At 49.1% G+C, this 24,368-nt stretch carries 28 protein-coding genes; 18 read left to right on the forward strand and 10 right to left on the reverse strand.

The features are described 5' to 3' along the window. Positions 1-81: 81 nt before the first annotated feature. Positions 82-675, reverse strand: a complete 594-nt coding sequence (locus NY07_RS09665) for an acyl carrier protein phosphodiesterase (RefSeq protein WP_033539153.1) — start codon at positions 673-675, stop codon at positions 82-84. Between the two features lie 165 nt (positions 676-840). Between NY07_RS09665 and NY07_RS19610 the strand changes: the two genes are divergently transcribed. From NY07_RS19610 to NY07_RS09705, 9 genes are all read left to right on the forward strand, one after another. After that, complete coding sequence (locus tag NY07_RS19610; RefSeq protein WP_157704963.1) at positions 841-1,002, forward strand: hypothetical protein; 162 nt, start codon at positions 841-843, stop codon at positions 1,000-1,002. A gap of 71 nt (positions 1,003-1,073) precedes the next feature. Continuing rightward, positions 1,074-2,111 (forward strand): tRNA preQ1(34) S-adenosylmethionine ribosyltransferase-isomerase QueA, encoded by a 1,038-nt coding sequence (queA, locus tag NY07_RS09670; protein WP_033539154.1) that lies wholly within the window; start codon positions 1,074-1,076, stop codon positions 2,109-2,111. A 168-nt stretch (positions 2,112-2,279) separates the two neighbouring features. Further along, positions 2,280-3,404: a tRNA guanosine(34) transglycosylase Tgt gene (tgt, locus tag NY07_RS09675; protein ID WP_033539155.1), complete on the forward strand. Its 1,125-nt coding sequence runs from the start codon at positions 2,280-2,282 to the stop codon at positions 3,402-3,404. Between the two features lie 26 nt (positions 3,405-3,430). Continuing rightward, the gene (gene yajC / locus NY07_RS09680; protein WP_033539156.1) at positions 3,431-3,763 is read left to right on the forward strand and encodes a preprotein translocase subunit YajC; all 333 of its coding nucleotides are present in this window, start codon (positions 3,431-3,433) and stop codon (positions 3,761-3,763) included. A 40-nt stretch (positions 3,764-3,803) separates the two neighbouring features. Next, positions 3,804-5,654, forward strand: coding sequence for a protein translocase subunit SecD (secD, locus tag NY07_RS09685; protein WP_033539157.1), 1,851 nt, complete (start codon positions 3,804-3,806; stop codon positions 5,652-5,654). 13 nt (positions 5,655-5,667) lie between these two features. After that, positions 5,668-6,615 (forward strand): protein translocase subunit SecF, encoded by a 948-nt coding sequence (gene secF / locus NY07_RS09690; protein WP_033539158.1) that lies wholly within the window; start codon positions 5,668-5,670, stop codon positions 6,613-6,615. Between the two features lie 172 nt (positions 6,616-6,787). After that, positions 6,788-7,105 (forward strand): putative signal transducing protein, encoded by a 318-nt coding sequence (locus NY07_RS09695; RefSeq protein WP_033539159.1) that lies wholly within the window; start codon positions 6,788-6,790, stop codon positions 7,103-7,105. 70 nt (positions 7,106-7,175) lie between these two features. Next, positions 7,176-8,087 carry a precorrin-2 dehydrogenase/sirohydrochlorin ferrochelatase family protein gene (locus tag NY07_RS09700; RefSeq protein ID WP_033539160.1) on the forward strand — a complete coding sequence of 304 codons (912 nt, stop codon included), beginning with the start codon at positions 7,176-7,178 and terminating at the stop codon, positions 8,085-8,087. Positions 8,088-8,153: 66 nt separating this feature from the next. After that, positions 8,154-8,693 carry a YaeQ family protein gene (locus NY07_RS09705; protein ID WP_033539161.1) on the forward strand — a complete coding sequence of 180 codons (540 nt, stop codon included), beginning with the start codon at positions 8,154-8,156 and terminating at the stop codon, positions 8,691-8,693. Positions 8,694-8,767: 74 nt separating this feature from the next. Here NY07_RS09705 and NY07_RS09710 read toward each other — a convergent pair whose 3' ends face one another. The 3 genes from NY07_RS09710 to NY07_RS09720 all read right to left on the reverse strand — a co-directional run bounded on the left by NY07_RS09710 (position 8,768) and on the right by NY07_RS09720 (position 12,728). After that, complete coding sequence (locus tag NY07_RS09710; protein ID WP_033539162.1) at positions 8,768-10,204, reverse strand: carbon starvation CstA family protein; 1,437 nt, start codon at positions 10,202-10,204, stop codon at positions 8,768-8,770. A gap of 119 nt (positions 10,205-10,323) precedes the next feature. After that, complete coding sequence (gene btsR, locus NY07_RS09715; protein WP_033539163.1) at positions 10,324-11,034, reverse strand: two-component system response regulator BtsR; 711 nt, start codon at positions 11,032-11,034, stop codon at positions 10,324-10,326. Then, positions 11,031-12,728 carry a sensor histidine kinase gene (locus NY07_RS09720; protein WP_033539164.1) on the reverse strand — a complete coding sequence of 566 codons (1,698 nt, stop codon included), beginning with the start codon at positions 12,726-12,728 and terminating at the stop codon, positions 11,031-11,033. The genes btsR and NY07_RS09720 overlap by 4 nt, the downstream gene beginning before the upstream one ends. Positions 12,729-12,888: 160 nt before the next feature. Here NY07_RS09720 and NY07_RS09725 point away from each other — a divergent pair, with 160 nt between their 5' ends. Next, positions 12,889-13,131 carry a YecH family metal-binding protein gene (locus NY07_RS09725; RefSeq protein WP_033539267.1) on the forward strand — a complete coding sequence of 81 codons (243 nt, stop codon included), beginning with the start codon at positions 12,889-12,891 and terminating at the stop codon, positions 13,129-13,131. Here the strand turns inward: NY07_RS09725 and NY07_RS09730 are convergent. From NY07_RS09730 to suhB, 6 genes are all read right to left on the reverse strand, one after another. Beyond that, a complete protein-coding gene (locus tag NY07_RS09730) occupies positions 13,128-13,472 on the reverse strand; it encodes a hypothetical protein (RefSeq protein WP_033539165.1) in 345 nt (114 codons plus the stop codon). The genes NY07_RS09725 and NY07_RS09730 overlap by 4 nt on opposite strands. Next, the gene (locus tag NY07_RS09735) at positions 13,459-14,127 is read right to left on the reverse strand and encodes an AAA family ATPase (RefSeq protein ID WP_033539166.1); all 669 of its coding nucleotides are present in this window, start codon (positions 14,125-14,127) and stop codon (positions 13,459-13,461) included. Before NY07_RS09735 ends, NY07_RS09730 begins: the two co-directional genes overlap by 14 nt. Positions 14,128-14,240: 113 nt before the next feature. Then, entirely contained in the window at positions 14,241-14,540 is a 300-nt protein-coding gene (locus NY07_RS09740; RefSeq protein WP_033539167.1) for a PilZ domain-containing protein, read from the reverse strand. Between the two features lie 241 nt (positions 14,541-14,781). Continuing rightward, the gene (locus NY07_RS09745; RefSeq protein ID WP_033539168.1) at positions 14,782-15,186 is read right to left on the reverse strand and encodes a phosphate-starvation-inducible protein PsiE; all 405 of its coding nucleotides are present in this window, start codon (positions 15,184-15,186) and stop codon (positions 14,782-14,784) included. Positions 15,187-15,297: 111 nt separating this feature from the next. After that, positions 15,298-16,470, reverse strand: coding sequence for an NnrS family protein (locus NY07_RS09750; protein ID WP_033539169.1), 1,173 nt, complete (start codon positions 16,468-16,470; stop codon positions 15,298-15,300). Positions 16,471-16,641: 171 nt separating this feature from the next. Beyond that, on the reverse strand, positions 16,642-17,445 hold the full coding sequence (suhB, locus tag NY07_RS09755; protein WP_033539268.1) for an inositol-1-monophosphatase: 804 nt from the start codon (positions 17,443-17,445) through the stop codon (positions 16,642-16,644). Positions 17,446-17,601: 156 nt separating this feature from the next. Between suhB and trmJ the strand changes: the two genes are divergently transcribed. The 8 genes from trmJ to hscA all read left to right on the forward strand — a co-directional run bounded on the left by trmJ (position 17,602) and on the right by hscA (position 24,360). Continuing rightward, positions 17,602-18,363: a tRNA (cytosine(32)/uridine(32)-2'-O)-methyltransferase TrmJ gene (trmJ, locus tag NY07_RS09760; RefSeq protein WP_033539170.1), complete on the forward strand. Its 762-nt coding sequence runs from the start codon at positions 17,602-17,604 to the stop codon at positions 18,361-18,363. Positions 18,364-18,367: 4 nt separating this feature from the next. Further along, the gene (gene cysE, locus NY07_RS09765) at positions 18,368-19,189 is read left to right on the forward strand and encodes a serine O-acetyltransferase (RefSeq protein WP_033539171.1); all 822 of its coding nucleotides are present in this window, start codon (positions 18,368-18,370) and stop codon (positions 19,187-19,189) included. A 195-nt stretch (positions 19,190-19,384) separates the two neighbouring features. Further along, complete coding sequence (iscR, locus tag NY07_RS09770; protein WP_033539172.1) at positions 19,385-19,846, forward strand: Fe-S cluster assembly transcriptional regulator IscR; 462 nt, start codon at positions 19,385-19,387, stop codon at positions 19,844-19,846. 77 nt (positions 19,847-19,923) lie between these two features. After that, positions 19,924-21,138, forward strand: a complete 1,215-nt coding sequence (locus tag NY07_RS09775) for an IscS subfamily cysteine desulfurase (RefSeq protein ID WP_033539173.1) — start codon at positions 19,924-19,926, stop codon at positions 21,136-21,138. A 36-nt stretch (positions 21,139-21,174) separates the two neighbouring features. Beyond that, positions 21,175-21,558 (forward strand): Fe-S cluster assembly scaffold IscU, encoded by a 384-nt coding sequence (gene iscU / locus NY07_RS09780; RefSeq protein WP_011866113.1) that lies wholly within the window; start codon positions 21,175-21,177, stop codon positions 21,556-21,558. A 14-nt stretch (positions 21,559-21,572) separates the two neighbouring features. Further along, positions 21,573-21,896 carry an iron-sulfur cluster assembly protein IscA gene (gene iscA / locus NY07_RS09785; protein ID WP_033539174.1) on the forward strand — a complete coding sequence of 108 codons (324 nt, stop codon included), beginning with the start codon at positions 21,573-21,575 and terminating at the stop codon, positions 21,894-21,896. A gap of 17 nt (positions 21,897-21,913) precedes the next feature. After that, positions 21,914-22,435, forward strand: coding sequence for a co-chaperone HscB (gene hscB / locus NY07_RS09790; RefSeq protein WP_033539175.1), 522 nt, complete (start codon positions 21,914-21,916; stop codon positions 22,433-22,435). 62 nt (positions 22,436-22,497) lie between these two features. Next, on the forward strand, positions 22,498-24,360 hold the full coding sequence (gene hscA / locus NY07_RS09795) for a Fe-S protein assembly chaperone HscA (protein ID WP_033539176.1): 1,863 nt from the start codon (positions 22,498-22,500) through the stop codon (positions 24,358-24,360). Positions 24,361-24,368 lie beyond the last annotated feature (8 nt).

The following is a 24,368-nucleotide window of genomic DNA, read 5'->3' on the forward strand; positions in this document are numbered from 1 at the left end:
TTAGGTAAGGCGTCAGATAAGATGCAAGTTTATTTAAGGCTGAAGACACTGAAAATGACCTTATAATTTGTCACATCTGGACTAAAGAAATTCAGGCGGAGTCTGACGAGTCCAGATGCGGCTGTAGGCCATCAACTGTGGATAGAAGGTGCGAAATGCAATTTCGATCTCCACATCCATGCGTTTAACCGTCTCTACCGCACCATCAAAAATTTCAGGCTTAGAGACTCGTTTGGCCACAGACTTAATGGTTTGGTTTAATCCATTGCGTTGCTCATAGGCAATGAGCCAGTTTTCCTGCTGCATCCTGGCGACAAGCTCATTGAGTCGTATGGGGAGATCAGGCGTGTTGGCCATCGCCTGGTAAGCTTGTTTGGCAAAGGCATCCAGTGAGAGGTGATGATACTCTTCCCAATATCTTGCCAGCATATGGTCGAACGCCAGATCAATCAGGATAGGCGCGGCGCGCCGAAGATTTTTCGGAAAAGCGGCCCTAAGTTCCCTAGTTAACTCGTGATTATCGGTTAGCGAATCTATCTGTCGATGTAGCCAGATCCCCTGCTGCAAACTCTTAGGGTGGTCACTAATATTGCCTTTCGCGAAATCACCTGCGAGATTGGCAGCAAGGCCGGTTTTACTGTTATCTGCCAGATGCAGATGTGCCAAAAAGTTCATTGAGATAAAGTTTAATTGCTTTGTTAAATCACGGTTTTCACGTTATCATGTCAAGAGGTGCGATGAAACCTTTATCTGATTTAATGGCGTTAGCCGACGATAAAGGGATCAACAGGATGTGCACCAAAGCACCCTTCATATTTTTATCGGTTTAAAGGATCAGGGATGATGTGGAACTGGTTAATCAAACGCTTTAGCAGAAATACTCAGTCCCGTCGGCGCCGCGTCGAGGTGGACATTCCTTTCGAGCAACACAGCTACCGTAAAACCAGCGCAGATCTGCAACCCAATATGGCGGTTGTCGACAAAAGGAAGAAGGCTAGCTAAGCCCTGTGTCTTGATCTTATCATCATCTGCCAATAGACTAGCGGCCGATTTATGCTAAGCAGAGACAGACTATGCGCGTTGCCGATTTTTCTTTCGATCTTCCCGATGAGTTGATCGCCAGATACCCTATGCCGAATCGCACGGCTTCTAGATTGTTGACCCTTGATGGCAACACTGGTGCGGTAGAGGACAAGCAATTTACCGATATACTGGAGATGGTCAATCCCGGTGACCTTATGGTGTTTAACAATACCCGAGTGATCCCTGCCCGTGTTTTTGGCCAAAAACAAACCGGTGGTAAGTTGGAAATCCTGGTCGAGCGTATGCTTGATGACAAGCGTATTCTGGCTCATGTGCGTAGCTCTAAATCGCCCAAGCCCGGCACCATCATCTGTCTCGACGGTGGTTATGAGATGACCATGTTGGCGCGCCATGACGCTCTGTTTGAGCTTGAGCTGAACAGTGACTCGACCATACTCGAGGTGCTTGAAGAGGTGGGGCATATGCCATTACCTCCTTATATCGATCGTCCCGATGAGGATGCAGATAAAGAGCGCTACCAGACGGTCTATAACCAAAACCCTGGTGCGGTGGCCGCACCCACGGCGGGGTTGCATTTCGACGATGCCTTGCTTGCGGCGCTTAAAGCGAAAGGTGTGAATACCGCATTCGTGACTCTGCATGTGGGCGCGGGGACTTTCCAACCGGTACGCGTCGACAATATCTTAGATCACCAGATGCACTCTGAGTGGGCCGAGGTTCCTCAGGATGTGGTAGATAGCATAAAAGCAACCAAGGCAGCTGGTCATAGGGTCATTGCCGTGGGAACGACTTCTGTACGTTCTCTGGAAAGTGCTGCCAAGGCCAGCGAAGGTGAACTGCAGGCCTATAGCAATGATACTGATATCTTTATCTACCCAGGTTATGAGTTTCAAATTGTCGATGCCATGGTGACTAACTTTCACCTGCCGGAGTCGACACTTATCATGTTGATCAGTGCCTTTGCCGGTTTTGATGAGGTGAAAAACGCCTATCAGCATGCGATTGCGCAAAAATACCGCTTTTTCAGCTACGGCGATGCCATGTTTGTGACTAAAAAAGCGAACTAGACGGTAATTTTGTTTTAAAATACCCACCCACACATGAGGTGGGTATTTTTTTAGAGATTTTTGGTGATAAGGGTTGATACTGAGTTGTTTGCCCTTATCTCTATTGTTCAGCTGTGCCGATTTTAGCGGCACGAAAAGAGTCAGACTGTTTCTCTGGCGAGGTTAAAAATGAAATTTGAATTAGATACAACCGATGGTCGCGCACGTCGCGGTCGCCTAGTGTTTGAGCGCGGTACCGTTGAAACCCCGGCATTTATGCCTGTGGGCACCTACGGTACGGTGAAAGGCATGACACCAGAAGAAGTTCGCGCCACGGGTGCAGACATTCTGCTGGGTAACACCTTTCACCTTTGGCTACGTCCAGGTGAAGAGATCATGCGTAAGCATGGCGATCTGCATGATTTTATGAATTGGCAGCGTCCTATTTTGACCGATTCGGGTGGATTCCAAGTCTTCAGTCTCGGCGATATTCGTAAGATCACCGAAGAGGGCGTGCATTTCCGCTCGCCAATCAACGGTGAAAAAATCTTCATGGACGCGGAAAAGTCTATGCAGATCCAAGACTCACTTGGCTCTGACGTAGTAATGATCTTCGATGAGTGTACGCCTTACCCGGCGACTCACGACGAAGCCCGTAAGTCGATGCAGATGTCACTGCGTTGGGCGCAGCGTTCACGGGATGAGTTTGACCGCTTAGAGAATCCTAATTCGCTGTTTGGCATCATTCAGGGCAGTGTTTACGAAGATTTGCGTGACGAAAGCCTTAAGGGCTTGCTAGAAATTGGTTTTGACGGTTATGCCGTTGGTGGCTTAGCAGTTGGGGAGCCAAAGGAAGATATGCATCGTGTTCTCGAGCATGTTTGCCCGCAGATCCCGGCTGATAAGCCGCGTTACTTGATGGGGGTAGGTAAACCGGAAGATCTTGTTGAAGGTGTACGTAGAGGGGTTGATATGTTCGATTGTGTCATGCCAACTCGTAATGCTCGAAACGGTCATCTGTTTACCAGTGAAGGTGTTATCAAGATCCGCAATGCGCGTCATCGCGATGATACTTCACCACTCGATGCTAAGTGTGATTGCTACACCTGTAAGAACTATTCTCGGGCGTATCTATACCATTTAGATCGTTGTAATGAAATTTTAGGTGCACGTTTAAACACCATCCACAACCTGCGTTACTACCAAATGTTGATGGAAGGTTTGCGTGGTGCAATCGAGACAGGTACATTAGACGCCTTTGTTGAGGAGTTCTATACCAGTCAAGGTCGCGAAGTCCCTAAGTTATCCGATTAATTTACTGCTAATAAGAAGAGAGAAATATGTTCATTTCAAATGCATACGCTGCCGATGCGCCAGTTAATGGCGCGGGTGGTACCATGGAATTGGTTTTCATGTTGGTCATCTTTGGCCTGATCTTTTACTTCATGATTTTCCGTCCGCAATCTAAGCGTGTAAAAGAACATAAGAACCTAATGAGCTCATTGAGCAAAGGTGATGAAGTGCTCACCAGTGGTGGGATCTTGGGTAAGATCGCCAAGATCAGCGATGACAACGATTATGTGTTACTGACGATCAACGAAACTTCAGAAATCACTATTAAGAAGGATTACATAGCGGCTGTTTTGCCTAAAGGGTCTATTAAGTCACTTTAAGTTAAAAAATTAAGTCACTTTAAGCCAAGAGGGCGATGGTGTGTTAAATAAATACCCAATGTGGAAGAACCTGATGGTGATAATTATTATCGCCGTCGGAGCCTTCTACGCAATACCAAATTTATTTGGTGAAGATCACGCAGTGCAGGTCGTGGCGACCCGTGGTGCGGAAGTTACTGCATCGACTCAGACTCAAGTCATCGATACCCTGTCTGAAAAAGGGATTGCTGTTAAGCGTTCTGAGTTGGAAAATGGTCAGCTATTGGTGCGTGTTGCCGATGCGGATCAACAGTTACTGGCGAAAGAAGCGATTGCCGAGTCTCTCGGTGAAAAATATACCGTGGCGTTAAACCTGGCGCCGGCCACGCCTCAGTGGTTGGAGTCTATGGGCGGCAGCCCGATGAAGCTAGGTCTCGACCTTCGTGGTGGTGTACATTTCTTGATGGAAGTGGACATGAGCGAAGCGATTCGTAAGATGACCGAAGCCAAAATTGCCGATTTCAGAACCGATCTTCGTGGTGAAAAAATTCGTTATGCGGGCATTCGCAATACCCCTAAAGGGATTGAGATTAAGTTCCGAGATGCCGAGAATCTTGCTAAGGCAGAACGGTTCCTAAAGACGCGTACTAACGAAATGGTGTTCCTCGATGCCACCTCTGGTAGCAATTACGTGCTGCTGGCGAACATGAGTGATATTTACCTCAAGCAGGTAAAAGAGGAAGCGCTACAGCAAAACATCACTACTTTGCGTAATCGTGTAAACGAGTTGGGTGTTGCCGAGCCAGTGGTTCAGCGCCAAGGTGCAGAGCGCATCATCGTCGAGCTACCAGGTGTACAAGATACGGCGCGAGCTAAAGATATTTTGGGCGCTACAGCTTCGATTGAGTTCCATATGGTCGATGAGAAGGCTGACGCAGCAGCAATTGCTTCTGGTCGTGTTTCGCCAGGTTCAGAGATCTATGAGCGTCGCCAGGGCGGCAAAGTGGCTCTGTATAAAGAAGTGATGCTCACGGGCGATCATATTCAAGGTGCGCAGCCAACCTTCGATGAATATAGCCGTCCTCAAGTTGCGATTAACTTGGATGCTAAAGGTGGCTCTATCTTCTCGAACGTGACCAAAGACAATATCGGTAAGCCGATGGCGACTCTGTTCATCGAGTACAAGGATAATGGTGCCAAGAACCCTGATGGCAGCGTGAAAATGGATAAGATCGAAGAGGTGATCTCGGTCGCAACCATTCAGGCTCGCTTAGGGCGAAACTTTGTCATCACAGGCCTTGATCATTCAGAAGCGCAAAACCTAGCTTTACTGCTTCGTGCCGGTGCCCTGATTGCGCCAGTTTCTATCGTCGAAGAACGTACCATTGGTCCGAGCTTAGGTGCCGAAAACATTGAAAACGGTATGCAGGCGATGATCTGGGGTATGGCAGTTGTCCTTATCTTCATGTTGGTTTACTACCGTGGTTTTGGTCTTATCGCTAACCTGGCACTGACCGCTAACTTAGTGATGGTGGTAGGGGTGATGTCTATGATCCCTGGCGCTGTACTAACGCTACCGGGCATCGCTGGTATGGTATTAACTGTCGGTATGGCTGTTGATGGTAACGTACTGATTTATGAGCGTATTCGTGAAGAGCTTCGTGCTGGCCGTAGTGTTCAGCAGGCGATTCATGAAGGCTATGGTAATGCGTTTTCGACCATCGCCGATGCTAACATCACGACCTTTATGACAGCCTTGATTCTATTTGCCGTGGGCACAGGCGCCGTAAAAGGCTTCGCCGTGACACTCATGATAGGTATCGCCACCTCAATGTTTACCTCCATCGTGGGTACTCGCTCGATAGTGAATGCTATCTGGGGCGGTAAGCGCGTGAAGAAACTGTCTATTTAAGGGGAAGTTGACCATGTACCAGATTTTATCAATTAAAGGCACGATCAACTTCCTGCGTCACGCTGTAGCCATAAGCGGCTTATCACTGTTTTTGGTGCTCGCTTCGCTAGGTTCTTTGGCGGTGAAAGGAATTAACTGGGGACTCGATTTTACCGGCGGTACCGTCGTTGAGATGGAGTTTACCAATCCTGTTGATCTTAACCTGCTCCGTTCAGCCCTGACCACTGATGAGACAGATGGCGCCGTGGTGCAGAACTTTGGTTCGAGCCGCGATGTGTTGATTCGACTACCGGTTAAAGAGGGTGTGAAGAGCGACCTACAGGTTGAACATGTGATGGAAGCGGCTTCTGAGGTCGATCCTAGTGTTATGCAAAAGCGTGTTGAATTTGTTGGACCTCAAGTGGGTAAGGAGTTAGCAGAGCAGGGTGGCCTAGCGGTATTGGTTGCGCTTATCTGTATTCTTATCTATGTCTCTTTCCGTTTCGAGTGGCGTTTGGCGTTGGGCTCTGTGGCGGCATTGGCGCACGACGTGATCATCACTCTTGGTGTTTTCTCTCTGTTCCAACTTGAGTTTGACCTGACGGTATTGGCAGGGGTGTTGACGGTTGTAGGTTACTCGCTCAACGATACTATCGTTGTGTTTGACCGTATCCGTGAAAACTTCCTCAAGATGCGTAAGGGGACGCCAGAAGAGATTGTGAATACCTCAATCACCCAGACCATGAGTCGTACCATTATCACAACAGGTACAACCCTGGTTGTGGTGGTGGCGCTGTTCCTTAAGGGGGGCACCATGATCCATGGTTTTGCAACGGCATTGTTGATGGGTATCTTTGTGGGTACTTTCTCTTCTATCTATGTGGCGAGTTTCCTAGCGATTAAACTGGGTATCAATCGTGAACATATGATGCCAGTTGAGATTGAAAAAGAAGGCGCCGATCAAGATGCGCTGATGCCTTAGACCTAAGTGCACTTGTAATCTTGCTAAAAAAGCCACGTTATCGTGGCTTTTTTATTGCCAATTTGGCCGGATTCCGCCTCGACAATCAATAAGCTTTAAGGCTAGGATGTTGAGCGATTGATCAAAACACCTGATAATTTGCCAGTAGAGCAAGAGCAGTAGGGGATAATACATGGAAGAGCGCAGTAAGATGGTGGCCGGCGGAAACCTGTTACAGGCCCATGCCTGGAAAGGAATGTTAGAGGCCTGTGGTATTGGCGTCGAGCTTAAGGGCGAAGCCCTCCTCGGCGGGATTGGCGAGCTGCCAGTTGATTTACAAGATGTCGAGCTCTGGGTGGCCGAGTCACAATATGAGGCGGCCAGGGCTCAACTAGAGACGCTTAATAGCGAGAGTCCTAAGTGGCAATGTGTTAAATGCCATGAGATGAATGAAGGAAATTTTGAGCTATGTTGGCATTGCAGCGCCGAGCGAAGCGAGCAGCTTAGCTAGTAGTGCTTGCCGCTCGATAAGCCTTACTTTACTCTTGTCCTATCCTTATTTGAGACAAGTCACTTAGACTATGCAATATTTCCCTATTTTCGCCCAAGCCGATGGGTTGAAAATCCTGATGATTGGTGCTGGCGAAGTGGCCAGTCGTAAACTTGAGCTGCTAACGCGCACCCAGGCCCATATTCATGTGATTGCCCCAGATGTCTGTGATGTCGTGATGTCGATGGCGAATCAGGGACAGATAGCCTTGGAGCAGCGATTTGCTGAACTCGATGACCTTCAAGGCATAGATCTTCTTTATATGGCCACGGCAGATGATGAGTTAAATCGTCAGTTTGCCCTGCAAGCCAAGACACTTGGACTCTGGGTCAATGTCGTCGATGCTCCCAAGCTATGTAATTTCATCACACCTGCTATCGTCGATAGAGGGCGGTTACAGGTTGCCATCAGCACCAGTGGCGCGGCACCTGTCTTTGCCCGTGAACTCAGAGCCCGTCTGGAAACCTGGCTGCCAGAGTCATTAAGTGACCTATTTGACTTTATTGCTGCTAAGCGTGTTGAGGTGCAACAGCGTCTGCCTGTGTTTAGTCAGCGTAAGGTTTTTTGGGAGCAATTTTTCCGCTTAAACGGTGACAGATACGACGGCTATACCCCTAAGTATTTCGAACAGGCCTTCGAGAGTCTTGAGGCCAGCGGTGAGCTGCTACTCGTTGAAGAACATACTCCTATCGATCTGCTACCTTTAGCGGCGGTGCCTATGATGCAGCGCCTTGATTGGATCTGTAGCGATCTTAGCTTGCCAGAGCGTCTATCAGAGCTGGTAAGACGCGATGCGGGTCGTATGCCTTTAGTCGCGATGAGCGAGTTAGCTCTGAAATTAGATAAGGGGGAGCGCTTGCTTGTTTATGGCAGCAGCTCATTTGTCGCGCAGCTTAAGGCGCACTTTCCTATGGCGAAGCATCTGCGACCCGGCGCACTTTAACGCCTTTTGCTCACAAGTCGCCTAAATAGGGTAAACTAGGCGCTTTATTCATAACGACTGAGCATTATGGCGCCCAAAGCAACCGTTTATAAAGTGCAACTGCAGATTGCTGACATGGATCGTGGCTACTATCAAGATCACTCTCTAACTCTTTCTCAACACCCGTCGGAAACTGATGCCCGCATGATGGTCAGGCTGCTGGCCTTTGCACTGAATGCCAGCGATACCTTGGCTTTTAGCAAGGGGTTGTGTGTCGAAGGGGAACCCGAGCTATGGCAGAAATCCTTAAGCGATGAGATAGAGCTGTGGATCGAGTTTGGCCAAAGTGATGAGAAGTGGCTGCGTAAGGCGAGTAGTCGCGCCGATAAGGTGCTGCTTTACACCTATGGTGGTCGCGCAGTGCCTATCTGGTGGCAGCAGAATGAGCAAGCCTTAAGTCGCTATCAAAACCTTGAGGTGTGGAATCTTGCCGAAGAGTCAGTCAAGGCGATGGGTGAGATGGTAACGCGTAACATGAGTCTACAGGTTAACATCAGCGAAGGTGAAGTCTGGCTTTCAAATGACAGTGCCAGTGTTCATATTTGCCCCGAGTGTCTCAAGGGCTGAGCTTGTGTGAGTTGATTTGACCAACAAAAAAAACCAGTCTTGCGACTGGTTTTTTGTTGGTATAGCCTATTGAGTTAAGCTTCTTCTACAAGCTCTTCTTCACCGCGGCCCTTGGTTTTAATGATGATAAGAGCAGCGATCACCAGAGTGCCAACAATGCCAGCAACGGTCGATACAGTCATAGGCAGACCCGCACCCAGGGTGGCTGAGTTAAGCAGGAAGCTGATCACCACTGTCGTCATGAACATGGCCGGTATAGTACAGATCCAGTGCAGTTTGTTATGACGCAGTAGGTAAGCCGAGGCGGTCCAAAGCATCATTACCGCTGTGGTTTGGTTGGCAACACCGAAGTAGCGCCAGATAACACCGAAGTCCACCTGTGTCAGAATCGCACCGATAATAAACAGTGGGATAGCCAGTATCAGACGCTTAGGCAGTGCAGTCTGTGGCATCTTAAAGAACTCAGATAGGATAAGACGCGCTGAGCGGAAAGCAGTATCACCAGAGGTAATAGGCAGTACAATCACACCCAGAATCGCCATGAATCCGCCAACTGCGCCCAGTAGACCCGTTGATGCTTCATACACTACGTTTGCAGGGTTACCCGCCATGCCTGCGTTCAGACCTTCAACACCACCGAAGAATGACAGTGCGATAGCACACCAGATAAGTGCAATCACGCCTTCACCTATCATTGCGCCGTAGAATACGAAGCGACCGTTAGATTCATTTTCAACACAGCGTGCCATCAGTGGTGACTGAGTCGCGTGGAAGCCAGATACGGCGCCACAAGCGATGGTGATGAACAGGGCAGGCCAGAGTGGCATGTCGTTCGGGTTAAGGTTAGACAGGAAGTCACCGGCAGTGAAGCCAGGTAGCAGCGTATGCTCGCTCGATACGATCAGCGCTATGGTAAGACCTACAGACATGAAGAGGAGCAGGGCACCGAAGAATGGATAGAGGCGACCGATGATCTTATCGACAGGTACGATAGTAGCGATAAGGTAGTAGGCAAAGATAACGCCTAGGAAGATGCTAACATCCCAACCTGTAAGCTTGCCTAATAGGCCAGCAGGTGCCGAGATGAAGACAACACCCACAAGCAACAGGAGTATGATGGCAAACACGTTCATGAAGTGTTTTGCACTTTTACCCAGATACTTGCCGGCAAGATTAGGCACAGATTGACCATTGTTGCGCACCGACAGCATGCCCGAGAAATAGTCGTGCACTGCACCGGCGAAGATACAACCGATAACAATCCATAACATGGCTGCTGGGCCATATAGCGCACCTAAGATAGGGCCGAAGATAGGACCTACACCAGCAATGTTAAGCAGTTGGATAAGATAGACCTTGCCTTTAGACATAGGCACATAGTCAACGCCGTCAGTCTTAGTAAAAGCCGGGGTTTGGCGAGCGGTATTGATACCGAACACCTTTTCAACAAACTTGCCATAGATGAAGTATCCACCGAGTAGCAGGCCGACACACATTAGAAACCACATCATAATAAGTACTCCCATTTAAAGTTAACAAGAGTGTAACCTGTCGGTAATTTAAGGAAACCGACATTTAGGTGAGTGGTCGAATAAACAGATTAAGCGGTTATTTCAGGCCCGTAACGGTATTAGTGAAAGCCGAAGAGTTGTTTGAGTGGTTTAAGAAAGCGTCTGGATACTGGCACTGTCTTACCTGAGTGGGTGAGCACTTCGGCACCATTTTCTAAGATGACGATCTCGCTGATGGCTTGGGGGGAAATCAGGTATTGCTTGTGGCAGCGTACCAGATCCGTTTTCTCCTCTAATACCTTGAGGGTCAGATGGGTATGAACCTGCTCGTGCCCTGTATTGACATGAATACCGCTAAGATCGCTAAAGGCGAACTCCACCTCTTCGACATTGATCACCTTGAGGCGATTGCCGCAGTAGCAGGGAACATGTTCAAGCTGTGTGGGTAACACCGCATCAAGGGGTTGTTGGTGAAGATCACGGCGAACCCGGGCGATGGTGGTGGCAAGACGGGTCTCATCGACGGGTTTTAGCAGGTAATCGAAGGCGTGGTTGTCGAAGGCTTTGATGGCATACTCATCGAAGGCTGTGACAAATACCATCCTGGGCATGCTGTCGGGGTCGAGCATGGCCACCATCTCCAAGCCTGAGATTTTAGGCATCTGTATATCGACGAAGATCAGTTGAGGCTTGAGTTTGCCTATGGCCTGCATGCCCTCGATGGCGTTGCTGCACTGCCCAATCACCTGTATATCGGGATAGGCAGAGAGTTGATCATCTAAAGCGTCTCGAGCAAAGGGTTCGTCGTCAATTATTAAACAAGTGATCACGCTGTGGGTTCCGTTTGCGCCGCATGGTTAAGCGGCAGAGTAATTATAACTTGAGTAAAACGGTCCTTCTCGCAGTTGATCTTAACGCCATATTGGGGGCCAAATAGGCTCTGGATCCGCTTATGGACGATGGACATACCTAATCCTGAGGTGTCTGTATTGCGTTCCGGCTGATACAGACCTGCATTGTCTTTTACTTCCAATACTAATAAATCTTGCTCTACTCTGCCACTGACCCAGATCTCACCGGGCTCCAATAGGTGAGAGGTACCGTGTTTTACCGCATTTTCTATAATGGGCTGCAAGGTAAATGCCGGTAGTCGATAGAGGTTTAGGCTCTCTGGAATATCGATATGTACAGTGAGTCTGTCGATAAACCTCGCCTTTTCAATGGTAAGGTAAGCATCGATATGCTCCCGTTCGTCGCTTAAGGTGACCAGACCCGTGGTGCGCTTAAGGTTGATACGCAGAAACTGCGATAGGTGTTGGATAAGCTGTCTTGCCATCAGCGGGTCTTTACCTATGATGGCGGCAATGGTGTTGAGCGCATTAAATAGGAAATGGGGATTAACCTGGGCCTGCAGCAGTTTAAGTTCAGCCTGGGTTAGCAGGCTCTGTTGCAGTTCATAGCGGCCGTAGAGAATTTGATTGCTCATTAACCTGGCAATCCCTTCACCCAGAGTGCGATTGATATTGAGAAATAGCTTATTTTTCGGCTCATAGAGCTTGATGGTGCCAATCACCTCAGATTCGCAGCGTAAAGGGATCACTAGGCTTGAGCCCAGCCGACATTGAGGTGAAATCGAGCAGGCATAGGGGGTCTCGACGCCATCGGCAAACATGACGCAGTTTTGCTCTATTGCATCTTGGGTGATCTTAGATGAAATAGGGGTACCAGGTATATGGTGGTCGTCGCCGATGCCGATAAATGCCAGCAGTTTCTTTCTGTCGGTAATGGCGACTGCGCCGACGTTGGTCTCCTCTAGAATGATCTGGGCAACCTTAGTGCTACTCTCCTGATCGAAGCCTTTAGAGAGAACTCCGACACTTCGCTCGGCAATTTTTAGCGCCTTGGTGGAGAATGCCGATGAGAGCTTGTCGAACATGGTTTTCTGATCCCGCACCATACTCATGAATAGGGCCGCACCGATAGAGTTCACCAGCAACATAGGTAAAGCGATCTGCTTCACCAGGGCAACGGCATCGACATAGGGCTTAGCGATGGCGAGGATCAGCGCCATCTGTAACAACTCGGCGGAGAAGGTGACTAGGGCAACAACTAGCGGGGCGTATACCATTTCACTGCGGTTTTGTTTACGCAGATAGTAGCCAACGATGCCCGCGGACAGGCCTTCGAGTGTGGTGGAGATGGCGCAGGCCAGATCGGTAAAACCGCCCATACTGTATCTGTGTAATCCGCCGGTGAGCCCCACTAGAAAACCGGTAACCGGCCCGCCAAGTAGCCCACCTAATACGGCGCCCATGGCACGGGTGTTGGCGATGGCATCGTTGGTTTGCTCACCAAAATAGGTGGCCATGATACAAAACCCTGAAAATATCAGATAGATATATATCTTATGGGGCAGGCGAGTTGCGGTTTCGGCAAACAACTTAAAGAGTGGGGTTTTACTCAATAGGTAGACAATGACCAGATAGAAGCACATCTGTTGGGTGAGTAATAGGATAAGCGGCATAGGGACAATAATACTCGTTTAGATGAGAGGCCATAGTGAGATCAGCATAGCATCCACGCTCGATTCAGAACAAGTGGCGGGCTTTGCCAAGCGGATCAAAGTTTTCATATTTCAGATAGGCTATAAAAGGTATATCTATTTTGTGTCTTTTAGGAAGATCATGTCAGATTCAATACACGGCCATCAGGTGATGGAACTTATGCTCTCTTTGGGACGCGCGGTATCTAAAGGGGAACTGACTCAGTTGATGTCTCAAACCTTTGGTGAAAATGCCCGTTATCACACCTGTTCGGCCAGTGAAATGGACGCTCAGGAGTTAATCGCTTTCCTTGAGCAAAAGGGCAAGTTTACTGAATCGGAAGCGGGAATTGAAACCGCCGCCGATCGCATCTGCCATCACTAATCTTCGCTAACCTCAATTAAGGCTTGCAGCTGCTGCTTCGATTTACTGGCGAACTCGGTGATCATCATTCGGATCAGACGAGACTTGGCGATCTTACTCTCCTTCGCCAGTTCATTGAGTTGAGCGATACTGGTTTCTGTTAGGGTAAAGGTCGCATGGCGAAAGATGCGGCTGGCCTGCTTTTTTTGGTTGACCGTGGTATTGGTTTTGCGTTTCTTTTTGATCCGCTTCGCCAGGCTGGGTTGGCCAAAAGCATAGTTGTTAGCATCTTCGATAAACTCTTCAACCGATAGTTTTTTTCGTGGTTTAGGTTTACGACGTTTAAGATCAGTTAAGCTCATAAGAATTTTCTGGTGGTATTGCAAACAGCTCATCTGCAATAGCACGTATTTCGGCGGCGGCTTTTCCATCCGGTTCAATTTCGATGACCGACGATCCCTGTTCTTCACTGTCATCGTAGATGTTACGGCTAAAGGTCACCGAATCCAGCACTCTGAGTCCAAACGACTCCACCACCTCTTTGGCTTCGAGAATGCGCTTGTATTGGCTGGGAAGGGCTGGACACTGGGTCATGACCACAGTGGCAACCATCTTAGGGTTCACCATCTTACAGGTGCTGAGCATATCTTCCATGTGAGGCAAGGTTTTGAGATCCCGCCGTTTTGGACGCAGTGGCAATACCACATAGGTGGCCACCGACATGGCGGCGCGCATTGCAAGGTTATCTTGTCCACCACAATCGACGATAACATAGTCGAATCTCTGGTCTAACCCTAAGAGATCATTACGGATTTTACCATAAAGCTGAATACAGTTAATGGCGGGGAGGCTGGCATCTTCGTTACGGGCCTGGATCCAATCCGAGGTGGTGCGCTGGGGATCACAGTCGACCATTAATACATTGGCCTGGTATTTTTGAGTGATATGTACGGCGATATTTTGGGCGAGGCAACTTTTACCCGCACCTCCTTTTTCACCCCCAACAAGCAAAATCATAGCGTGTCTCCCTCGAACTGTAGCACAGGTTCATCTCACGGAACTGATGCTGTTTAGTATAGAACAGAGTTATAGATACTGCCTGAACTCTCGTTTTTAGTTGACTGAAAAGGCTAAACAATTTGCATTGCGACCTGGTAACGTAAGGGGCCACATTCGGAGCAACGACACACCTGAGCTTTAATGCTGTTCTGCTTATCGGTCTTGGGGTTAAAGGTTATTTCTATCAGTTCGCCAAGGGTAAAGGGCTTCTTATATTCGATGAGTACGCCGCGGCGGGCCAGATCAATACAGATCCCATCATCTGTGTGTGCTACGCCCAAGCCGTCGGTCCAAGAGATGAGGACCCGCTCAGCTTCCATGTCGACTCGTAGCGATTTGCGGCGTTCTTCAAAATCTTCGTTTTGATCCATCAGAGTAGTCCTTGCTGTAATAGGTAGTAATTTAGCCTTTTAAACGTAGCACAGTTTTAACGGGAAATAATAGTTATAACAACATGAATAACGGTTAGTTATTCATGTTGCTGCATCGATGGGACTTGGTTGTCGATTTACAAAAGAAAAGCAGTTGGCTAGTGGGGCATGCTGTGGTCGGTAGTCGCCTGCGATTCAGGTTGAAATAAGGGGGAGTCTAAGTAGACTCCCCCTCAAGGTGCTAGTGATCATCCTCTTTACGTGGATAGGGCAGTTTAAGTTGTCCCCAACGGATCACGATAACCGTGCTGGCTAGCACTAAGGTAGAGACTGAAATTGCCAATATCCGCCAATCTTCCATAGCTTTCATATCAAGGATCAGATAACGGGCCAGCGCGACAATGGCGATATACAGAGGCATACGCACCGGTAATTTACCGGATTCTGCGTAGTTGGCCACCATGGCCAACACTTCCAAATAGATGAAGAGCAACAGAAGATCGGCCAGTGCGACTTCGCCCATCTTGATGATATGCACTACCTCTTGACCGATAGCGATAATGGTGGCGATGGCGATGATAATTAAAACAAAATGTTCTATTGCTTTGAGGCTTTTAGAGCCGTATTGCGAGTAGAGTTTTCCCATAAATAGCGCTCAATAGTGTTTTTATAGATGGTAACAACTATTGGGCGCTATGCTAGGGGCTGTTTGTGACGCTTTTCACATTCTGAATGTTTACCGTCGATTTAACCACGCTTAGCCGGGTCGACCATCGACTCTTGGACGCAGTAAAATGGGGGCATAACAGAGCACGAATGCCCCAAACGCTATGATCCATGCAAGCAAGGCTAGCGTCAGCCAGAAGATAAATTGTTCAGGGTATAGATTAGCCAATACCCGAGTTATCGTTGAGAGTAAGATTAAGCCAAAGGCAATGGGCATCACTTTGGGCGGCAGCAGGTTACGCCCCGTATGACCCAGAGATACCCTGGCCATCATAGCTAAGATCATCCCGCCCAGTCCCCCGACTGTCATGGCATGTAGACCCGCTGAGACGCCGGCCCCGCTGGCAATCAACAAAAGCCCTGCTGGAATGCAAAGGTAACTAAGGTGTAGTGACCAAAGTAGCGGCACTTTAAGGGTCGATTGGACGCCCCAACGAGACCAGCGTACCAAAAGGGCAATGCCGGCGATGGCGGCGCAGATCATCACGGGCAGTGGTTGGCCGATAAGCATGGCAATAAACAAGGCAATTAAGCTGACAAAGGTGAGCTTTTCGAGCCATGAGATATTATCTAGTCTCTGCCACTGGGTGGCTCGGTCGGTAAAAAATGGGATCACTCGACCACCGATTAACGCCACTATGGTGACCATCAAGATGGTCGCGCCGTGAAAGGCATGAGATACCAGCAAGCTGTTTTGACTGCTGACGCCATAGTAGCTCAGGGCGTTAGCAAGGGTGAGCAGCAGCAAGATAGGGATAAAGGCGAAGTTGCGCCACTGTTTAACGGCGATCACTTGTTTGGCGAGCACCAGTGCAGTTACAGGCGCGAAAAGGAGATCCAGCAAGGCGATAACCTCAAAAGATCCCCATTGATTATTGATCAGTAAAATGCGTGGGCTTAGCCATAGCAGGAAGAGGGCACCCAGTGGCCAGCCCTTGATGCTCTTTTGCCCCGTCCAGGTTTGTGATGCAGTGAGCAAGAAGCCGGCAACAATGGCCATCACGAAACCGAACAGCATCTCATGCCCATGCCACCAGAGTGGATTGCCGTGAGGGGCAAAGCCGAGACGGCCGGTAAGAAAACTGCCCCAAAGTGCCAGGGCAATGAGGCTAAACAGAGCGCCAAATAGGAAGAAGGGACGAAAACCTAATCTCAGTAAAGCCAGCTTGGGTTGTCGATGGGCGGGTTCATCTATGTTAAGCATATGCGTCTCAATATATCCGAGTAATTATGTCGGGTATTATAAGGTGTATTATATATGCATGTAAATAAGCGGGTGTGGCTTTTATATTTGCCAAGGATAAAAAGTTGAAGGCATAAAAAAACCGCCACAGAGGTGGCGGCTTTTAGCATAAATTAGGATTAGCGGCTGTGATTAGCGCTTTAGGGCGTCGCTCAGTAGAGGGCGGAAGCTCTTGACCATGGCAACAGTTGCCTTAGGGCTACCGGCGATGATGTTGCCTGAGCTCATGTAACCGTGATTACCGGTAAAGTCAGTGACTGTGCCGCCTGCTTCGCGGACAATCAGTTCGCCGGCAGCGATATCCCAAGGCTTAAGACCAATTTCAAAGAAGGCATCCATACGGCCCGCTGCGACGTAGGCGAGATCGAGTGCAGCAGAGCCTGCACGGCGAAGATCGGCGCACTGGCTGAAAGTTGAGGTGAGCAACTTCATGTAAGTTTCAGAATGCTGCTTCGCCTTGAAAGGGAAACCAGTACCAACGATGGCATCGCTTAAGTCATTGATCTTGCTGACACGAAGACGGAAATCGTTCAGTTTGGCACCTTTACCGCGCACGGCAGTATACAGCTCGTCACGAACGGGATCGTAAACGACGGCAACTTCAGTCTTACCTTTGTGTTGTACGGCGATAGATACCGCGAAATGGGGGATGCCTCTAACAAAGTTGTTAGTGCCATCCAAGGGATCAACAATCCATATATAGTCGCTATTACTTCCCTTATTCTCACCATTTTCTTCACCAACTATGGTGTGGTCTGGGTACGACTTACGAATTTGATATGTAATGGCAGCTTCTGCTTCTTTATCTACGTTAGTCACGTAGTCATTGATACCTTTTGCGCTAACTTCGATACGATCGAGTTCAGTATAAGCGCGCATAATTGTTTGGCCGGCAGCGCGAGCGGCGCGCACAGCAATAGTCTGCATCGGATGCATTACAATCCCCTGGATGTTAAAGAACAGATATAAATAATCGGCGCACATTATACGTCGTTTTACTGTTATATCAAATATAGATTTTTGTATTAAGGGATCTTAGCGCCCTGTGATACCATCAATCCACTGTTCTATAGAAAGAAATCAAATTGTTTCATGCTTAGCAATATTCGTGTCGTTCTCGTAGGAACCACCCATCCTGGAAATATAGGTTCAACCGCCCGTGCCATGAAAACCATGGGACTTTCCACCCTTTATCTTGCCGAACCTAAGGTCGCACCGGACGGCCAGTCGGTGGCGCTGGCAGCCGGTGCTTCTGATATTCTCAAACATGCGGTGACAGTGGATTGTCTGGCCGATGCAATCGCCGATTGTAGTCTGGTGATCGCCACCAGTGCCCGTAGCCGCACCCTAGATTGGCCTATGCTGGATCCACGTCAAGCCGGTGAGAAATTGGCGAATGCTGCCGTAAACGGACCCGTTGCCATTGTATTTGGCCGTGAGAGTAATGGCCTTAGCAACGATGAACTGCAAAAGTGCAACTATCATGTGACTATTCCGGCAAACCCTGAATATACTTCGCTGAATCTGGCGCAAGCGGTGCAGCTCATCTGTTATGAGGCTCGTGTTGCTCACCTGAATATGACCCCTGAAGTGGTTGAGGAACAAGATTATCCGCTGGCCAAAGAGCAGGAGAATTTCTTTATCCACCTGGAAAATACCTTGCTGGGTACCGGATTTATCATCAAGCAGCATCCAGGTCAGGTAATGACTAAACTCAGACGTTTATTTAGCCGGGCGAGGATTGAAAGTCAGGAGATGAATATTCTTCGTGGCATCTTGACCTCGGTAGATAAGAAAGTCGAATTGGCACAACAAGTGGTTGAACAAGATAAGCGGTCAACGAAGGAAGAATAGAGCCATGGGCGTGATTTCCAGAATTAAAGATGACATAGCCTCCATTTATCATAGAGATCCGGCGGCTAACGGTACGTTAGAGATCTTGCTGAACTATCCGGGGATGCAGGCTATCTGGATCCATCGCATCAGCCACAAACTTTGGAAGCGCAAATGGTGCCTGACGGCGCGTATGATTTCGACCTTCTCTCGCTGGTTGACCGGGGTGGAGATTCATCCTGGCGCCACCATAGGCGACCGATTCTTCATCGACCATGGCATGGGCGTTGTGATCGGTGAGACCGCCGAAATTGGTAACGATTGTACCCTGTATCACGGTGTCACCTTGGGGGGCACTACCTGGCAGGCGGGCAAACGCCACCCAACCCTGGGAAACAATGTGGTGATCGGCGCTGGTGCTAAGATCCTCGGGCCTATTACTATGCATGATGGCGCCCGTGTTGGCTCCAATTCTGTCGTGGTGAAAGAGGTGCCTAAAGACACAACTGTGGTGGGTATACCGGCCCGTGTGGTGGCGAAACCCAGTGATGAGTCTAAAGAGCATGCTCAGCGCCGCACCGAGATGGCCAAGAAATATGGCTTTGATGCGTATGCTGTCTCACCAGATAATCCCGATCCAGTGGCAAATGCCATCGGGCAGATGTTAGATCATATGCATCTGATGGACTCTAAGGTACAAGAGGTGTGTCAAGCGGTTCAGAGTATGGGTGGAAGTGTTTGTACCGAGCGACTACCAGAGCTCGAAGTGGGCGAATTTAGTGATGCTGAACAAGCCGCGGCCGAGAAGCGTCAGCAAGCGATAGATGAGTTTGATCCCATTATTTGATAAAGAGTGAGATTTATTGCCCCTCAGCGTTGAATCTTTGCGTTGAAACAGGTTAAATACCCCAGCAACGAAGCAGGGTATTTCCTGTTTCCGATAACGTCCTTAATACCTGACTAACTTGCTAGGTTTTATACTTGACTAAAACAGTCAGGTATGGTTGAATTGACTTAAGCATTTTAGAGAGCAGTGGTAGCTATGAAACTAACTTCAAAAGGTCGGTATGCGGTAACGGCAATGTTAGACGTTGCAATGCATTCTACATCTGGCCCAGTCCCATTAGCTGACATCTCCGAGCGTCAGGGAATCTCCCTTTCCTATCTTGAACAACTCTTCGCCAAATTACGTAAACATGGATTGGTCTCTAGCGTAAGAGGACCTGGTGGCGGTTATCGCCTCGGGTATGACGCCAGCGATATCTCTGTGGGCATGGTCGTCAGGGCGGTGGATGAGTCAGTTGACGCCACGCGTTGTCAAGGACTGGGAAATTGCCAGAGCGGCAGTCGGTGTTTAACCCATTCGCTCTGGGGTGATTTGAGTAAACAGATTTCAGATTTTTTAAATGGCATTAGCCTTGCGGGTCTGATGAATAAAAGAGATGTGCAATTTATCTCAATAAAGCAAGACAAGATGCAACAGGAACAAAGAGTAACCGTATAAGTTAACTTTGTTATTTAATTATTACTATATGTACGTGGTAAGTGGTCGAGCGAAGACTACTAAGTACGGAGTGTGAGATGAAGCTTCCTATTTATTTAGATTATGCTGCAACGACGCCAGTCGATCCTCGAGTTGCAGAAAAAATGATGCAATACATGACGATGGACGGGATTTTTGGTAACCCCGCTTCACGTTCTCACCGTTACGGTTGGCAAGCTGAAGAGGCGGTTGATATCGCCCGTAATCAAGTTGCTGAGCTGATTAACGCCGATCCTCGTGAGATTGTTTTCACTTCTGGTGCCACCGAGTCTGATAACTTGGCCATTAAGGGTGTTGCGCATTTTTACCATAAGAAAGGCAAGCACATCATCACCAGTAAGACAGAACACAAAGCCGTGTTGGATACCTGTCGTCAGCTTGAGCGTGAAGGCTTCGAAGTGACTTACCTTGAGCCAGAATCAAACGGCATCATTCCGATTGAGAAAATCGAAGCGGCGATGCGCGAAGACACCATCTTGTTGAGTTTGATGCATGTCAACAACGAGATTGGCGTGATCCATGACATCGACGCCATCGGCGAACTGTGCCGCGCCAAGAAGGTGATATTCCATGTGGATGCCGCTCAAAGCGTAGGTAAGCTGCCAGTCGATCTGCAAAAGAGCAAGGTCGATCTGATGTCTATTTCAGCGCACAAGATGTACGGTCCTAAAGGTATTGGAGCCTTGTACGTACGTCGTAAGCCACGTATCCGTTTGGAAGCGACCATGCACGGTGGTGGACATGAGCGTGGTATGCGCAGTGGTACCCTGGCGACTCACCAGATTGTGGGCATGGGTGAAGCTGCGGCGATTGCCAAAGCCGATATGGAAAGTGATAACGCTCGTATCCGTCGTCTACGCGACAGACTGTGGGACGGTATCAAGCATATCGAAGAAACTTATATCAATGGTGATGCAGAGCAAAGATACTGCGGCAGCCTGAACGTCAGCTTTAACTTCGTCGAAGGTGAATCTTTGATGATGGCCCTTAAAGATCTGGCGGTCTCTTCAGGGTCGGCCTGTACCTCGGCAAGCTTAGAGCCTAGCTATGTGCTTCGTGCATTAGGGTTAAACGATGAAATGGCGCACAGTTCAATCCGTTTCTCTATCGGTCGTTTCACGACTGAAGAGGAGATTGACCATGCGATCGAGACCATTACCAAGTCTATCGGCCAATTGAGAGAGATGTCTCCACTGTGGGAGATGTTCAAAGATGGTGTCGACCTATCAACAGTGCAATGGGCACATCATTAATCCGGCTGATAAACGAATAAAGAGTGGAGCAGAATCATGGCTTACAGTGAAAAAGTAATAGATCATTATGAGAACCCGCGTAACGTAGGTTCATTCGACAAGAACGATCCTTCAGTGGTTACCGGTATGGTAGGTGCGCCTGCCTGTGGTGACGTCATGAAGTTACAGCTGAAGATCGATGACAATGGCATTATCGAAGATGCCAAGTTCAAGACTTATGGTTGTGGTAGCGCTATCGCGTCTAGCTCTTTGGTCACCGAGTGGGTGAAAGGCAAGACGATTGAAGAAGCGCAAGCCATTAAAAATACGGATATTGCTGAAGAGCTTGCCCTACCACCTGTGAAGATCCACTGCTCAATTTTGGCAGAAGATGCGATTAAAGCAGCGTTAGACGAATATAAGGCCAAGCACGAAAAGTAATAGTCGGAGTAACAATGGCAATAACGATGACACCGGCGGCGGCCGAGCGAGTAAGAAGCTTCTTGGCCAACCGTGGTAAAGGTATCGGATTACGTTTGGGGCTGAAAACCTCGGGATGTTCCGGCATGGCTTACGTGCTGGAATTTGTCGATGACCTTAATGATGACGATGAAGTTTATGAGATCGATGGTGTGAAAATCATCATTGATGCTAAGAGTTTCATCTACCTGCAAGGTATTGAGTTGGACTTCGTCAAAGAAGGGCTCAACGAAGGTTTTCAGTTTAATAACCCAAATGCTAAAGGGGAGTGCGGCTGCGGCGAAAGCTTTACCGTTTAGCGACCGAATCTAGATTCATGAACTATTTTGAGCTGTTTAGTTTATCGCCAGAGTTTGACCTGGATACCGCCATATTGTCAGAACGCTATCGCGAGCTGCAAAGGGCGGTCCATCCAGATAAGTTTGCCAATGCCAGCGAGCAAGATAAGCGCCTGGCCGTGCAACGTACCGCACAGGTAAATGATGGTTATAACACCTTAAAACATCCTATCTCGCGCGCCGAGCATATGCTGAGCCTCAAAGGAATAGACTTAAGCCACGAGTCGACCACAGTGAAAGATACTGGGTTTTTGATGCAGCAGATGGAGTGGCGTGAGGCCTTAGAGGAGATTGCCGACAGTGACGATCCCGATGAGGTAATCGAGCACCTGCACCAATCCTTTAGTGAGTATCGCAGTGCCATCACGGCACAACTTGCCCAGTTTATAGAGTCTTCTGATCAGCCGATTCTGGAACAGGCCGCCGATCTGGTGCGTAAGCTCAAGTTTATGGCGAAGTTGCAGGCGGAACTCGAGCGAGCGGAAGACGCTCTCTTTTAAGCGTGATTCATGTTTAGTTGGCTCAATATTGCTTGAGCCTTTATTTTTTAAGTTGGAAAGATATGGCACTTTTGCAGATCGCTGAACCCGGACAGAGCGCCGCACCGCACCAGCATAGGCTGGCGGTAGGCATTGACTTAGGTACAACCAACTCTCTGGTGGCGGCAGTACGCAGCGGCGTCGCCGACACCTTGGCAGACGAATCTGGCCGTCATGCATTAGCATCAGTGGTGCGTTACAGTGAAGATGGAGTCCAGGTAGGAGTCGATGCCGAGCGTTTTTCGGCCCAAGACCCGCTTAATACTGTGGTCTCGGTGAAACGTTTCATGGGACGCAGCCTGAGTGACATTCAGGCCAAGGATGCCTCACTTCCTTATCAGTTCTCCGCCAGTGAAAACGGCCTGCCGTTGTTTAATACTCAGGCGGGCCAGTTTAATCCTATTCAAATTTCGGCTGACATTCTAAGACCCTTGGTCGAACGCGCCGAAAAGACCCTAGGCGGTTCGTTAGAAGGTGTGGTGATCACAGTCCCCGCCTATTTTGATGATGCCCAGCGTCAGGGCACCAAGGAAGCGGCAAGCTTGCTTGGGGTCAAGGTGCTGCGTCTGCTGAATGAACCCACCGCCGCGGCTATCGCCTACGGGCTCGATTCGGGTCAAGAAGGCGTGATAGCCATCTATGATTTGGGTGGTGGTACCTTCGATATTTCTATTTTACGCCTCAACAAAGGGGTGTTTGAAGTGATGGCCACCGGCGGCGATTCGGCCCTGGGCGGCGATGATTTCGATCACGCCTTAGCCGAGCATCTGCAGCAGAGCTGGCAACTTTCAAGCCTCACGGCCAGTGAGCGTCGTGCACTGCTTATTGAGAGTCGCCGCGTGAAAGAAGCGCTAACCGAGCAGGAAAGCGTAACTGCTCGCCTGACGATGGCTGCGGGCGAGGTATTTGAGCAAGTGGTCGACAAGGCACAGTTTGATGCCCTGATTGAACCACTGGTTAAGAAAACAATTGCCAGCTGTCGCCGCGCTTTGCGTGATGCCGGTATCAGTGCCGACGAGGTGCTTGAAACCGTCATGGTGGGTGGCTCGACCCGTGTGCCTTTGGTGCGTGAACGTGTCGAAGGTTTCTTCGGTAAGGTGCCTTTGACCTCTATCGATCCCGATCGCGTGGTCGCTATCGGCGCAGCGATTCAGGCCGATATTCTGGTGGGCAACAAGCCTGAATCTGATCTCTTGCTATTGGATGTGATCCCTCTTTCTTTAGGGATCGAGACCATGGGCGGACTGGTGGAAAAAGTGGTTTCCCGCAATACGACTATTCCAGTTGCCCGTGCCCAGGAGTTTACTACCTTTAAAGATGGTCAAACTGCCATGGCATTCCATGTGGTGCAGGGCGAGCGTGAGCTGGTGGCAGATTGTCGCTCTCTGGCGCGTTTTACCCTCAAAGGTATACCGCCAATGGCAGCAGGTGCGGCGCATATTCGCGTTACCTTCCAGGTTGATGCCGATGGTTTGCTCAGCGTCACCGCCATGGAGAAATCGTCTGGCGTTCAGGCAACCATTCAGGTTAAACCTTCATTCGGTCTTACCGATGAAGAGATTGGCACTATGCTCAAAGATTCGATGGCCCATGCTAAAGATGATATCGAGCGTCGTATGTTGGCTGAGCAGCAAGTAGAAGCCGCTCGGGTGCTTGAGTCTTTATCGGCCGCGTTGGCCAAAGATGGTGCCCTGCTTGATGCCGAAGAGTCTGCGGCGATCGCCAAGGGAATGACTCACCTGGCTGAAGTGGCCAGTCAAGAAGATACGGATGCTATCGAGAAGGCTATAACGTCGCTTGACGATGCCAGCCAAAGCTTTGCTGCAAAACGTATGGATAATTCCATTCGATTGGCGCTTAAAGGCCAGTCGGTTGACAAACTATAGGTAACAAT

The sequence above is a fragment of the Shewanella sp. ECSMB14101 genome (genome assembly GCF_000773485.1).
Taxonomy (GTDB): Bacteria; Pseudomonadota; Gammaproteobacteria; order Enterobacterales; family Shewanellaceae; genus Shewanella; species Shewanella marisflavi.

What these genes read in the sequence shown, in the direction of transcription:
- iscR (WP_033539172.1), top strand. Translation starts at nt 19,385, where the DNA reads ATGAAACTAACTTCAAAAGGTCGGTATGCGGTAACGGCAATGTTAGAC.
- NY07_RS09710 (WP_033539162.1), bottom strand. Translation starts at nt 10,204, where the DNA reads ATGATGTGGTTTCTAATGTGTGTCGGCCTGCTACTCGGTGGATACTTC.
- NY07_RS09695 (WP_033539159.1), top strand. Translation starts at nt 6,788, where the DNA reads ATGGAAGAGCGCAGTAAGATGGTGGCCGGCGGAAACCTGTTACAGGCC.
- NY07_RS09705 (WP_033539161.1), top strand. Translation starts at nt 8,154, where the DNA reads ATGGCGCCCAAAGCAACCGTTTATAAAGTGCAACTGCAGATTGCTGAC.
- iscA (WP_033539174.1), top strand. Translation starts at nt 21,573, where the DNA reads ATGGCAATAACGATGACACCGGCGGCGGCCGAGCGAGTAAGAAGCTTC.
- NY07_RS09665 (WP_033539153.1), bottom strand. Translation starts at nt 675, where the DNA reads ATGAACTTTTTGGCACATCTGCATCTGGCAGATAACAGTAAAACCGGC.
- hscB (WP_033539175.1), top strand. Translation starts at nt 21,914, where the DNA reads ATGAACTATTTTGAGCTGTTTAGTTTATCGCCAGAGTTTGACCTGGAT.
- NY07_RS09725 (WP_033539267.1), top strand. Translation starts at nt 12,889, where the DNA reads ATGTCAGATTCAATACACGGCCATCAGGTGATGGAACTTATGCTCTCT.
- NY07_RS09775 (WP_033539173.1), top strand. Translation starts at nt 19,924, where the DNA reads ATGAAGCTTCCTATTTATTTAGATTATGCTGCAACGACGCCAGTCGAT.
- NY07_RS09750 (WP_033539169.1), bottom strand. Translation starts at nt 16,470, where the DNA reads ATGCTTAACATAGATGAACCCGCCCATCGACAACCCAAGCTGGCTTTA.
- secF (WP_033539158.1), top strand. Translation starts at nt 5,668, where the DNA reads ATGTACCAGATTTTATCAATTAAAGGCACGATCAACTTCCTGCGTCAC.
- NY07_RS09735 (WP_033539166.1), bottom strand. Translation starts at nt 14,127, where the DNA reads ATGATTTTGCTTGTTGGGGGTGAAAAAGGAGGTGCGGGTAAAAGTTGC.
- iscU (WP_011866113.1), top strand. Translation starts at nt 21,175, where the DNA reads ATGGCTTACAGTGAAAAAGTAATAGATCATTATGAGAACCCGCGTAAC.
- NY07_RS09700 (WP_033539160.1), top strand. Translation starts at nt 7,176, where the DNA reads ATGCAATATTTCCCTATTTTCGCCCAAGCCGATGGGTTGAAAATCCTG.
- NY07_RS09720 (WP_033539164.1), bottom strand. Translation starts at nt 12,728, where the DNA reads ATGCCGCTTATCCTATTACTCACCCAACAGATGTGCTTCTATCTGGTC.
- hscA (WP_033539176.1), top strand. Translation starts at nt 22,498, where the DNA reads ATGGCACTTTTGCAGATCGCTGAACCCGGACAGAGCGCCGCACCGCAC.
- queA (WP_033539154.1), top strand. Translation starts at nt 1,074, where the DNA reads ATGCGCGTTGCCGATTTTTCTTTCGATCTTCCCGATGAGTTGATCGCC.
- NY07_RS19610 (WP_157704963.1), top strand. Translation starts at nt 841, where the DNA reads ATGATGTGGAACTGGTTAATCAAACGCTTTAGCAGAAATACTCAGTCC.
- NY07_RS09730 (WP_033539165.1), bottom strand. Translation starts at nt 13,472, where the DNA reads ATGAGCTTAACTGATCTTAAACGTCGTAAACCTAAACCACGAAAAAAA.
- tgt (WP_033539155.1), top strand. Translation starts at nt 2,280, where the DNA reads ATGAAATTTGAATTAGATACAACCGATGGTCGCGCACGTCGCGGTCGC.
- suhB (WP_033539268.1), bottom strand. Translation starts at nt 17,445, where the DNA reads ATGCATCCGATGCAGACTATTGCTGTGCGCGCCGCTCGCGCTGCCGGC.
- yajC (WP_033539156.1), top strand. Translation starts at nt 3,431, where the DNA reads ATGTTCATTTCAAATGCATACGCTGCCGATGCGCCAGTTAATGGCGCG.
- NY07_RS09745 (WP_033539168.1), bottom strand. Translation starts at nt 15,186, where the DNA reads ATGGGAAAACTCTACTCGCAATACGGCTCTAAAAGCCTCAAAGCAATA.
- trmJ (WP_033539170.1), top strand. Translation starts at nt 17,602, where the DNA reads ATGCTTAGCAATATTCGTGTCGTTCTCGTAGGAACCACCCATCCTGGA.
- NY07_RS09740 (WP_033539167.1), bottom strand. Translation starts at nt 14,540, where the DNA reads ATGGATCAAAACGAAGATTTTGAAGAACGCCGCAAATCGCTACGAGTC.
- cysE (WP_033539171.1), top strand. Translation starts at nt 18,368, where the DNA reads ATGGGCGTGATTTCCAGAATTAAAGATGACATAGCCTCCATTTATCAT.